This is a genomic window from Nocardioides jejuensis (genome assembly GCF_004337475.1).
Lineage (GTDB): Bacteria > Actinomycetota > Actinomycetes > Propionibacteriales > Nocardioidaceae > Nocardioides > Nocardioides jejuensis.
In genome coordinates, this window is the sequence record NZ_SJZJ01000024.1 from 12,915 (window position 1) to 24,951 (window position 12,037).

Sequence of the window (12,037 nt, forward strand, 5' to 3'; positions counted from 1 at the left end):
GTCACAGGTGTCTCGCCCTCGAGCAGGCAATCGGTAGGCTTCGCAGGTGTTCATCGCTGGATTCCCTGCTGGTTCGTGGGGCACCAACTGCTACGTCATCGCGACGGAGCCGGGTGCCGAGTGCATTGTCATCGACCCCGGGCAGGAGGCGACCGCTGGAGTCGAGGCCGTCGTGCGCGAGCACAAGCTCAAGCCCGTCGCCGTGCTGCTGACCCACGGACACATCGACCACATGTGGTCGGTGACTCCCGTTGCAGGCACCTACGACGCGACGGCGTGGATCCACCCGGCCGACCGCCACCTGCTGACCGACCCGATGGCCGGCATCTCCCGGGAGAGCGCCGCGATGCTGCTCGGCGGCAAGTACGAGTTCACCGAGCCTGACGACGTACGCGAGCTCACCGACGGCGCCGTGCTGTCCCTGGCCGGCATCGACATCACAGTCGACCACGCGCCGGGCCACACGCAGGGCTCGGTTGCCTTCCGTACGCCGTACGGCGGCGACGTCTCCCAGGTGATGTTCTCCGGCGACCTGCTCTTCGCCGGCTCGATCGGCCGCACCGACCTGCCCGGCGGCAACCACGCCCAGATGCTGCAGAGCCTCCAGGACAAGGTGCTGCCGCTCGCCGACGACATCGTCGTCCTGCCCGGCCACGGCCAGCAGACCTCGATCGGCCAGGAGCGACTGACGAACCCGTACCTCCAGGACCTGATCAACGCCGGCACGGCGCACCAGGTCACCCGGGGTCTGTGATGGCCAAGCCCACGCCGCTCAGCGGCTTCCCCGAGTTCCTGCCTGCTGACCGCGTCGTCGAGCAGCAGGTCATCGCGACGCTGTCGCGCACGTTCGAGCTGCACGGATTCGGCAACATCGAGACGCGCGCCGTCGAGCCGATGGACCAGCTGCTGCGCAAGGGAGAGACCTCCAAGGAGGTCTACGTCCTCAAGCGACTCCACGACACCGACGGAGACGCGGGCATGGGCCTGCACTTCGACCTCACCGTGCCCTTTGCGCGCTACGTCATGGAGAACGCCGGCAAGCTGGAGTTTCCCTTCCGTCGCTGGCAGATCCAGAAGGTGTGGCGCGGTGAGCGCCCGCAGGAGGGCCGCTTCCGCGAGTTCACGCAGGCCGACATCGACATCGTCGGCCGCGACGTGCTGCCGTTCCACCATGACGTCGAGGTCGCTCGGGTCATGGTCGAGGCGCTGTCACAGCTCGCCCGTCCTGACTCGATCGGTTTGCCGGGCTTCCGCCTGCAGGTCAACAACCGCAAGCTGATCCAGGGCTTCTACGAAGGCGTCGGTGCGACCGACACCGACAAGGTCATGCAGGTCATCGACAAGCTCGACAAGCTGCCCGTCGACAAGGTCCGCGAGCTCCTCCAGTCCGACGCGGGCCTCGACGAGAAGCAGGCCGACCTCTGCCTGCAGCTCGCGACCATCGAGTCGGAGGACGCCTCGTTCGTCGACGCCGTCCGCGCGCTCGGTGTCGAGAGCGAGCTCCTCGAGGAGGGCCTCTCCGAGCTCGCGGCGGTCATTGCCGGCTGTGCCTCGGTCACCTCCGAGACGGTCCGCGTCGTCGCGGACCTCAAGATCGCCCGCGGTCTGGACTACTACACGGGCACGGTCTTCGAGACCCGCCTGACCGGCTTCGAGTCGCTCGGGTCGATCTGCTCGGGCGGTCGCTACGACGCGCTCGCGTCCGACGGCCGTTTCACCTACCCGGGCGTCGGCATCTCGCTCGGCCTCTCGCGCCTGCTCGTGCCGCTGGTGCAGAAGGGCCACCTCACCGGCTCGCGCCAGGTGCCCAGCGCCGTGCTCGTTGCACTCAACGAGGAGGAGTCGCGCCCGGCCGCGGACGCCGTCGCGCAGCAGCTCCGCGCATCCGGCGTACCCACCGAGGTGGCGGCCAAGGCCGACAAGTTCGGCAAGCAGATCAAGTACGCCGAGAAGCGCGGCATCCCGTTCGTGCTCTTCGAGCGCACCGACGAGTCGGGCGCCTCGACGTACGAAGCCAAGGACATCCGTTCGGGTGAGCAGGTGACGGTCGACCCGGCCACCTGGACTCCGCCCGCGGCCGACCTGCGTCCGCAGGTCTCGGCCAGCTCGACCACCGACTCCAAGGAGATCAGCAAGTGATCCGCACCCACGAGGCCGGCGCCCTGCGTGCCGAGCACGTCGGCCAGACCGTCACCCTCGCCGGATGGGTCGCGCGTCGTCGCGACCACGGCGGCGTGGCGTTCATCGACCTCCGCGAGGCGAGTGGCGTGGTGCAGGTCGTGATTCGCGACGAGGCCGTCGCGCACCAGCTCCGCAACGAGTTCGTCATCAAGGTCGTCGGCGAGGTCGTCGCCCGCACCGAGGGCAACGTCAACCCGAACCTCGCCACTGGCGAGATCGAGATCGTCGTCGCCGACCTCGAGGTCCTCAACACCGCTGCGCCGCTGCCGTTCCAGATCGACGACAACGTCGAAGTCGGCGAGGAGGCGCGCCTGAAGCACCGCTACCTCGACCTGCGTCGTTCGGGACCCGCTGCCGCGATCCGGCTGCGCTCGGACGTGTACAAGTCGGTCCGCGACGTGCTCGCGGGCCGCGGCTTCACCGAGGTCGAGACCCCGACGCTGACCCGCTCGACGCCGGAGGGCGCGCGCGACTTCCTGGTCCCGGCGCGCATGCACCCGGGCAGCTGGTACGCCCTGCCGCAGTCGCCGCAGCTGTTCAAGCAGCTGCTCATGGTCGGTGGCATCGAGAAGTACTTCCAGATCGCCCGCTGCTACCGCGACGAGGACTTCCGTGCGGACCGCCAGCCGGAGTTCACCCAGCTCGACATCGAGATGTCCTTCGTCGAGCAGGACGACGTCATCGAGATGATGGAAGACGTCATCACCGCGATGTGGCGGACGATCGGCGTCGAGGTGCAGACCCCGCTCCCGCGGATGACGTACGCCGACGCGATGCGCCTCTACGGCTCGGACAAGCCCGACCTCCGGTTCGGCAACCCGCTCGTGGAGTGCACCGAGTACTTCGCCAACACCACGTTCCGTGTCTTCCAGGCGGAGTACGTCGGCGCGGTCGTCATGCCGGGTGGCGCCAGCCAGCCGCGCAAGCAGCTCGACGCGTGGCAGGAGTGGGCCAAGCAGCGCGGTGCGCGCGGCCTGGCGTACGTCCTCGTCCAGGAGGACGGCACCCTCACCGGTCCGGTTGCCAAGAACCTCTCCGAGACCGAGGCTGCCGGCCTGGCCGCCCACACGGGTGCCAACCCGGGCGACTGCATCTTCTTCGCCGCCGGTGCGACCAAGTCGTCGCGTGCGCTGCTCGGTGCTGCGCGCCTGGAGATCGGCAAGCGCCTCGGCCTGCTCGACCCGGACGTCTTCGCCTTCACGTGGGTCGTCGACGCCCCGATGTTCGAGCCCGCCGGCGACGCCGTCGCGAGCGGTGACGTCGCCGTCGGCGCAGGGGAGTGGACCGCGGTCCACCACGCCTTCACCGGCCCCAAGCCGGAGTTCCTCGACACCTTTGACACCGACCCGGGCTCGGCCCTGGCCTACGCCTACGACATCGTCTGCAACGGCTCCGAGCTCGGTGGTGGCTCGATCCGTATCCACCGCGAGGACATCCAGAAGCGCGTCTTCAACGTGATGGGCATCGGCGAGGACGAGGCGCAGGAGAAGTTCGGCTTCCTCCTCGATGCCTTCAAGTTCGGCGCCCCGCCGCACGGCGGCATCGCGCTCGGCATGGACCGGATCCTCCAGCACCTGACCAAGACGGACTCGATCCGCGAGGTCATCGCGTTCCCGAAGTCGGGTGGCGGTTTCGATCCGCTCACGGCGGCTCCTGCTCCGATCACGGAGCAGCAGCGGGCCGAGGCCGGAGTCGACGCCAAGCCCGAGGTGGAGCAGGCGCCGGAGGGCGACGCAACCCCCTGATCGATACGTCTTGGTCATCCCAATATTTCGATATCAAAACGTTGAACTTTTGGGATGGGAAGCGCGGTTTCCCTGTGGTTGGGTGATGCCTACGTCACAGGCCCGCTCAGTGTCGAGCGTGCCCTGAAGCACAGGAGGCACCAGACGTGAATCTCGGCAGGAAGATCATCCCGATCATCGCAGTGACGGCCACTGCGGCCTCGCTCGCTGCCTGCGGTGGAGTGACCAAGAGCGAGACGAGCAGTGGCCCGTCGTCCCTCACGGTCGGCTGGAACCAGTCGTTCTACTCCATCAACGACCAGACGGGCACCGGCAACAACGTCACCAACGCCAACATCTCGTACCTGACCAACTCGCAGTTCAACTACTTCGATGCGGACAACCAGCTGCAGAAGGACACCTCCTTCGGCACGTACGAGAAGGTGTCGGACGACCCGCTGACGGTCAAGTACACCCTGGCCGACACGGCCAAGTGGTCCGACGGAGTGCCGGTCACCGCAGCCGACCTGATCTTCGGGTTTGGCGCCAACAGCGGCAACTTCAACACCGTTAGCGACGACGACGTCAAGACCGACGAGAACACCGGTGCCAAGACGCCTCCGAAGGGCGAGGCGTACTTCAACGCCGCGGCCGCCGGCGCCAACGGCTTCCAGTACATCTCGAAGTTCCCGACGATCAGCGACGACGGCAAGTCCGTGACGCTCGTCTACGACAAGCCGTTCGCCGACTGGGAGGTCGACTTCTACAACGCGCTCCGCACCCCGGCCCACGTCATGGCGTCCGAGGCTCTCGGCATCAAGGACGCGACCAAGGGCAACGAGGCGGTCATCAAGGCCTTCCAGACCAAGGACAAGGCGGCGCTGGCCAAGCTCGCCGACTTCTGGAACTCCGGCTTCGACTTCGGCAACACGCCGAGCGACAAGCAGCTCCTGGTCGGCTCTGGTCCGTACGTGATCAGCAAGGCCAAGCAGGACCAGTACGTCACGGTCACCAAGAACCCGAACTACGCGGGTGAGCACAAGGGCAAGGTCGACCAGATCACCGTCAAGTTCTTCCCGGACGCCACGCAGGCGCTCCAGGCGCTCAAGAACGGAGAGATGTCGGCGTACGAGGGCCAGGCGACGACGGACTCCGTCAAGGATGCCGAGGCCAAGGGTCTCGACATGCACCGCGGTCTGGAGAGCACCTACGAGCACATCGACCTGACGGTCAACAACGGTGGCCCGTTCGACCCGTCGACCTACGGTGGCGACGAGGCCAAGGCCAAGCTCGTCCGCCAGGCGTTCCTCATGGCGTACCCGCGTCAGGAGATCATGGACAAGATCATCAAGCCGATCGTCCCTGACGCCAAGCTCCGCACGTCGCTCACGACGTTCAACGGTGCCCCGGGCTACGACGAGATCTCGGCCGCCAACGGCTCGGCCGCCTACGGCGCCGGTGGCACCGACGGCATCGCCAAGGCGAAGGCCCTGCTCAAGCAGGCCGGCGTCAAGAACCCGGTCGTCCGCGAGATGTACGACAAGACCAACCCGCGTCGTGCCGCCGAGTACGCGCTCGCGGAGGCCGCCGAGACTGCAGCCGGCTTCAAGATGGTCAACAAGGGCGACGCTCAGTGGAGCAACAAGCTCGGCAACAAGTCGTACGACGCCATCTTCTTCGGCTGGAACAGCACCACCACGTCGGTGCTCGGCTCGATGGCGAACTACGTCGGCAAGGCCGGCTCGAACTTCCAGGGCTACGACAACGCGACGGTCAACAAGGCCTACGCGGACCTGCAGTTCACGACCGACCAGAAGGAGCAGATCGCGCTCCTGAAGACGATCGACACCGAGATCTACAAGGACGCAGTGACCCTGCCGATCTTCGAGTTCCCGGGTGTCGTGTTCTACGACGGCAAGGCCATCGGGGGTCTCGACCCGGCCTACCTGTCGCCGAACATGTTCTACGGCTACTGGAACTGGACCGCCAAGTAGAAAGCAGGCAGCTGGTGGGGTGCGTCTGACTCAGGCGCACCCCACCGCGCATGAAGCCCATGATCACTTTTCTCGTACGTCGCCTGACGACCTCCGCACTCGTCGTGCTGATCTCGTCGTTCCTCATGTACTTCCTGGTTGCCATCGCGGTCGACCCCCTGTCGACGCTCCGCGCGAGCACCATGCCCACCCTCGCCAAGCAGCAGCAGATGGCGCACCTCACGGCTGTGCTGCGCCTCGACGAGCCGATCATCACCCGCTACTTCGACTGGCTGAAGGGTGCCTCCGGCTGCCTCTACGGCCAGTGCAACCTGGGCACCAACTGGAAGACCCACGAAGCGGTCACCAGCATGCTGAGCGGCGCGGTCGTCACGACGGTCCAGCTCGTGCTGCTGGCCACGGTCATCGCGATCGTCGTCGGTGCAGCCATCGGCATCATCAGCGCGCTGCGCCAGTACAGCGGCTTCGACTACAGCATCACGTTCCTGTCATTCCTCATGTACTCGCTCCCGGTCTTCTGGGTCGCGGTCATGCTCAAGTCGTTCCTGGCGATCGACTTCAACGATTTCATCCAGAACGGCGGACAGTTCTCCGCCGGCTGGATCATCGGTGCCGCGCTGGTCACCGGACTAGCTGTCGGCGCCGCCTGCGGTGGCGGGCGCGCGCGCCTCCTGCGCATCGGCGGCATCACGGCTGCGCTGGTCGCAGCCCTGATGCTCTACTCCAACGTGTCGGACTTCTTCGTCCGGCCGAGCAGCGGCAGCCCGCTCGACCTGATCAAGGTGCTGCTCATCTCGGTGGCGATCGCCTTCGGCGTGACCACTCTGAGCACGGGTCTCCGCAACCGCAAGGCGCTGTACACCTCCCTCACGGTGGCCGCGATCGGCGGCGGGCTCTACTACCCGATGCTCTTCTTCTGGAACGGTGTGTCGGGTTCGTGGCTGCTGATGATCGGGCTCGCCGTGGTGTCAGCCGCGGTCGGCGTGGGCGTGGGCTACGCGTGGGGCGGCACCGAGCGCTCTCGGTCTGCCCGCACCGGCGCGATCACCGCGGTGCTGGTCGCGGCGGTGCTCTTCCTCGACCGTCTCGCTCAGACCTGGTACGACTACACGAACTCGACGTGGGTCCACGGTCGCCCGATCGCCACCTCGGGTGACTCGACGCCGAACCTGGCGGGCTCCTTCTGGATGCACACCACCGACCTGCTCACGCACATCGCGTTGCCGTCGATCACCCTGGTGCTCGTCTCCATGGCGTCGTACACCCGCTACGTGCGGGCCTCGACGCTGGAGGTCCTCAACCAGGACTACATCCGTACGGCGCGCGCCAAGGGCCTGACCGAGCGCACCGTCATCATGCGCCACGCCTTCCGCAACGCGCTGCTGCCGCTCGCCTCGGTCGTGCCGGTGGACATCCTCTTCATCCTCGGTGGTGCGCTCATCACGGAGACCGTCTTCGGCTGGTCCGGCATGGGTCACCTGTTCGTGCAGTCACTGCACGAGGAGATCCTCGACCCGGTCATGGGCTACCTGCTGATCGTGGCGATCCTCGCACCGCTGGCCAACATCGTCGCGGACGTGCTCTACGCCGTCCTCGACCCTCGCATCCGGGTGGACGCATGACCAACGACCTGCATCCCGTGGACCGCCCTGCGGACCACCTCGAGAACGCGATCGAGCTCAAGGAGGTCATGGGCCTCTCGCAGGGCCAGATCGTCCGGCGCCGCTTCCTGCACCACCGTGGCGCGATCGTCGGTCTCATCGTCCTCGCGCTGGTGATCCTGCTGGCGTACTCCTCCGTCGGTTTCTCGTTCCTCGGACTGGACGTGCCCGGCTGGTGGCGGTGGACGATCACCGATCTGCCCGACATCGTCAACAGCGGCGACCCGAGCACCGTCGGCGGCGTGATCCCGTGGGGCATCCACCCGTTCGGCCAGGACGATGTCGGTCACGATGTCTTCGCGATGGTCATGAAGGGCACGCAGACGTCGATCATGGTGATGATCGTCGTCGGGGTCGTGGCGATGGTCATCGGCATCGTGGTCGGCGCCATCTCCGGCTACTACCGCGGCTGGACGGACCAGGCGCTCATGCGCATCACCGACCTGTTCCTGACGTTCCCCGTGATCGTCGTCGGCGCAGTGCTCGGCAAGCGCTTCAACGAGGCGCCGCCGTGGATCCTCGCGGTCGTGCTGGGCGCGATCCTGTGGATGACGCTGGCCCGCCTCGTGCGCGGCGAGTTCCTGGCGCTGCGCGAGCGGGAGTTCGTGGACGCGGCCCGGGTCTCCGGCGCTCGTCCGGCGCGGATCATCTTCAAGCACATCCTGCCCAACGCGATGGGCGTGATCATCGTCCAGACGACGTTGCTGATGTCGTCGGCCGTGCTGCTCGAGACGGCGCTGTCGTTCCTGGGCTTCGGCATCAACCCGCCGAACGTCTCGCTCGGTTGGCTGGTGTCGAACTACCAGAGCGCGTTCAGCGCCCGACCGTGGCTCTTCTGGTGGCCGGGCCTGATCATCATCATCCTCGCGCTCTGCATCAACTTCATCGGCGACGGTCTGCGCGACGCGTTCGACCCGCGTCAGAAGAAGGTGCCGAGTGCCAAGGCAATGGCGAAGGCCGACAGCAACGCGGCGGCGCAGACGACGCCGATGTTCCAGCGGATCGTCGGCTTCGGTCGCTCGAAGCGGGGGTCGTCCAAGTGACCGGCGGCGCGATGTGCCTCGAGCTGCTCGACGACGTCCTCGTCGAGGCGGCGCCTCAGCGGCGCCGCCCACGCGGTGTAGCGGCCTTCGGTGGTGCGGACCCGCAGCCCGAGGCGGCCGTCGACCGCCTGGATCGTCGGCCACGGGATGTGCACGGTGCGCAGCGGGTTCGCCAGGACCAGCTCGCCCGGGTTGATGTCGACGTACGGACCCACGTACGCGGCGTAGCCCGCCACACCCACGGCGGCCAGCACCAGCGTGTAGCTGCTGAAGAACTCACCGGCGGCCACGAGCGCCGCGATACCCAGCACGGCAACACCGATGGCCGTCCAACCCAGCAAGCGTCCGGAGTGAATGCGCATGTCTGATACTCCCATCCTCGAGGTCAAGGACCTGAGCGTCGAGTTCTTCGTCGACGGCGAATGGATCGCCGCCGCGCAGGGAGTCAACTACACCGTCAACCGTGGCGAGGTACTGGCCATCGTCGGCGAGTCGGGCTCGGGCAAGACCCAGACGTCGATGTCGCTGCTGGGCCTGCTCCCGAGCAACGGCCGGGCCACCGGCAGCGCCCTGCTCGACGGCAAGGAGCTGATCGGTCTCACGGGTGCGCCGATGCGCAAGATCCGCGGCAAGGAGATCGCGGTCATCTTTCAGGAGCCGATGACGGCTCTGAACCCGGTCTACACGATCGGCTTCCAGATCGTGGAGACGCTGCGCTCGCACTTCGACCTCACGCCGCAGGCGGCGAAGGCCCGTGCGATCGAGCTGCTCACGATGGTCGAGATCCCGGACCCCGCTCGGCGCTTCAACAGCTTCCCGCACCAGCTCTCCGGTGGTCAGCGCCAGCGCGCGATGATCGCCCAGGCGCTCGCGTGTGAGCCCAAGCTGCTGATCGCCGACGAGCCGACGACGGCGCTCGACGTCACGGTCCAGGCGGAGATCCTCAAGCTGATGCGCGATCTCCGCACCCGTATCGACTGCGGCATCGTCCTGATCACGCACGACATGGGCGTCGTCGCCGACATGGCCGACCGGATGATCGTGATGAAGGACGGCCAGGTCGTCGAGCACGGCGGCACCGTCGAGGTCTTCGCTGCGCCTGCCGACCCGTACACGCAGCGCCTGCTCAGCGCTGTCCCGTACTTCGGCAACCCCAACAACGACTACGAGATGCCGCTGGTCGACCTGGAGGCACCCGCCGTCGTCGTGGCCAAGGACCTGGTCCTGAAGTACCCCAAGCGCGGCAAGCAGCCGGAGTTCACGGCTGTCGACGGGGTCTCCTTCGAGATCTCCGCGGGCGAGGTTCTCGGCCTCGTCGGTGAATCCGGCTCGGGCAAGACCACGATCGGTCGTTCGCTCGTCGGCCTGCAGCCGGTCTCGGGCGGATCGCTGACGGTCGGCGGCATCGAGATGCGTGGCGCGAAGACGCGCACGCTCAAGCCGCTGCGCGAGAAGGTCGGCTTCGTCTTCCAGGACCCGGGTTCCTCGCTGAACCCGCGCCTCCCGATCGGCGAGTCGATCGGTGAGCCGCTCTACCTCCACCAGAAGCTGCGCGGCAAGGAGCTCAGCACCCGGGTGGAGAAGCTGCTCGATGACGTCCAGCTGGCGCGCGGCTTCCGCAACCGCTATCCGCACGAGCTGTCGGGCGGTCAGCGGCAGCGTGTCGGCATCGCCCGGGCGCTCGCCCTCGAGCCGGACCTGCTAATCGCCGACGAGCCCACGTCTGCTCTGGATGTGTCAGTGCAGGAGAAGGTGCTGGGCCTGTTCCACGAGCTGCAGAAGCTGCACGGCTTCGCATGCCTGTTCATCAGCCACGACCTCGGTGTCGTCGAGCAGCTCACGCAGCGAATCGCGGTCATGCACCTCGGCCGCCTCGTGGAGATCGGCCCGCGCGACCAGGTGGCGCACGACCCGCAGGACCCGTACACCAAGCGCCTGGTTGCCGCCGTACCCGTGCCGGACCCGGTGGAGCAGCGCTGGCGTCGTGAGGAGCGGGACCGCCTCATCGAGCAGGAGGGCGTCTCCTAGGCTGAGAGGGTGGACGACAGTCTCTTCACGTACGCCGATTCCTCGCCCTCCGGCGGGGAGGTGCCGGGCGCCGGCTCGCTGGGTGTCAACACCCACGCGTCGGCGCCCCTCGCCGTCCGCATGCGACCGCGCACCCTCGACGAGCTCGTCGGACAGGAGCAGCTGCGCGCGCCCGGGTCGCCGCTGCGCCAGCTGGTCGAGGGTGACCAGGCCCTGTCGCTGCTGCTGTGGGGGCCACCCGGCACCGGCAAGACGACGATCGCCTCGATCGTGTCGCAGCAGACCGATCGACGGTTCGTGGAGGTGTCTGCTGTCTCCGCGGGCGTCAAGGACGTGCGCGAGGCGATCGATGGCGCTCGCCGCGAGCTCGCGCGGGGCGGCCGCGAGACGGTGCTCTTCGTCGATGAGGTGCACCGCTTCTCCAAGGCTCAGCAGGACGCGCTCCTCCCGGGTGTCGAGAACCGCTGGGTGACCCTGATCGCCGCGACCACGGAGAACCCGTTCTTCTCCGTCATCTCGCCGCTCCTGTCGCGGTCGTTGCTGCTGCGCCTGGAGTCACTGACCGACGTCGACGTACGCCGCGTGGTTGATCAGGCGCTCGCGGACGAGCGCGGCCTCGACGGGCAGGTCGTCCTCGAGGACGACGCTGCCGAGCACCTGGTCAGGCTCGCCGGGGGAGACGCGCGCCGCTCGTTGACCTATCTCGAGGCGGCGGCAGGCGGCGCCCGGCTGCAGGCCGGCGACGGCAAGCCGGTCATCGACCTGGCCACCGCCGAGACCGCCGTCGACGTCGCAGCGGTGCGCTACGACCGCCAGGGCGACCAGCACTACGACGTGATCTCCGCGTTCATCAAGTCGATCCGGGGGTCTGACGCCGATGCCGCGCTGCACTACCTCGCACGGATGTTCGAGGCAGGGGAGGACCCGCGCTTCATCGCCCGGCGCCTGGTCATCTCCGCGAGCGAGGACATCGGCCTCGCCGACCCGACCGCGCTGCAGACTGCCGTCGCGGCGGCGCAAGCGGTGCAGCTCATCGGCATGCCCGAGGCCCGCATCAACCTCTCGCAGGCCACGATCGCGCTGGCCGTCGCGCCGAAGTCCAACGCCGCCTACGTCGCGATCAACGAGGCGCAGGCCGACGTGCGTGCCGGCAAGGTCGGTCCGGTGCCTCCGCACCTGCGAGACGGCCACTACGCCGGAGCGAAGAAGCTCGGGCACGCCGCGGGCGCACCCGAGCCATACATCTACGCGCACGACGAGCCCTTCGGCATCGCGACCCAGCAGTACCTGCCGGACGTCGTCGCGGATGCGGCGTACTACCGGCCGACGGAGCTCGGTGCGGAGGCCGGCCTCAAGCAGCGGTGGGAGCGGGTCCGGCGGATCATCCGCGGCGAAGCCTGAGGGCC

At 67.6% G+C, this 12,037-nt stretch carries 8 protein-coding genes and 1 pseudogene; 8 read left to right on the forward strand and 1 reads right to left on the reverse strand.

The genetic code is table 11. From position 1 onward, the window contains the following. Window positions 1–46 precede the first annotated feature (46 nt). From EPD65_RS13105 to EPD65_RS13130, 6 genes are all read left to right on the forward strand, one after another. A complete protein-coding gene (locus EPD65_RS13105) occupies window positions 47–754 on the forward strand; it encodes an MBL fold metallo-hydrolase (protein WP_131584852.1) in 708 nt (235 codons plus the stop codon). Next, entirely contained in the window at window positions 754–2,139 is a 1,386-nt protein-coding gene (gene hisS / locus EPD65_RS13110) for a histidine--tRNA ligase (protein ID WP_131584853.1), read from the forward strand. The genes EPD65_RS13105 and hisS overlap by 1 nt, the downstream gene beginning before the upstream one ends. Beyond that, a complete protein-coding gene (gene aspS, locus EPD65_RS13115; protein ID WP_131584854.1) occupies window positions 2,136–3,926 on the forward strand; it encodes an aspartate--tRNA ligase in 1,791 nt (596 codons plus the stop codon). The genes hisS and aspS overlap by 4 nt, the downstream gene beginning before the upstream one ends. Window positions 3,927–4,072: 146 nt before the next feature. Continuing rightward, complete coding sequence (locus EPD65_RS13120; RefSeq protein ID WP_131584856.1) at window positions 4,073–5,899, forward strand: ABC transporter substrate-binding protein; 1,827 nt, start codon at window positions 4,073–4,075, stop codon at window positions 5,897–5,899. Between the two features lie 50 nt (window positions 5,900–5,949). Beyond that, window positions 5,950–7,521 carry an ABC transporter permease gene (locus EPD65_RS13125; RefSeq protein ID WP_207891550.1) on the forward strand — a complete coding sequence of 524 codons (1,572 nt, stop codon included), beginning with the start codon at window positions 5,950–5,952 and terminating at the stop codon, window positions 7,519–7,521. Further along, complete coding sequence (locus EPD65_RS13130) at window positions 7,518–8,603, forward strand: ABC transporter permease (RefSeq protein ID WP_131584857.1); 1,086 nt, start codon at window positions 7,518–7,520, stop codon at window positions 8,601–8,603. Before EPD65_RS13125 ends, EPD65_RS13130 begins: the two co-directional genes overlap by 4 nt. Window positions 8,604–8,620: 17 nt before the next feature. Here the strand turns inward: EPD65_RS13130 and EPD65_RS16600 are convergent. Next, a pseudogene (locus EPD65_RS16600) lies at window positions 8,621–8,980 on the reverse strand (PH domain-containing protein); the annotation flags it as partial. On the opposite strand from EPD65_RS16600, the gene EPD65_RS13140 reads away from it, so the two are divergent. Continuing rightward, window positions 8,964–10,631 carry an ABC transporter ATP-binding protein gene (locus tag EPD65_RS13140; RefSeq protein WP_131584860.1) on the forward strand — a complete coding sequence of 556 codons (1,668 nt, stop codon included), beginning with the start codon at window positions 8,964–8,966 and terminating at the stop codon, window positions 10,629–10,631. The pseudogene EPD65_RS16600 and the gene EPD65_RS13140 overlap by 17 nt on opposite strands. Before the next feature lie 9 nt (window positions 10,632–10,640). Next, window positions 10,641–12,032, forward strand: coding sequence for a replication-associated recombination protein A (locus tag EPD65_RS13145; protein ID WP_424450596.1), 1,392 nt, complete (start codon window positions 10,641–10,643; stop codon window positions 12,030–12,032). Window positions 12,033–12,037: the final 5 nt, after the last annotated feature.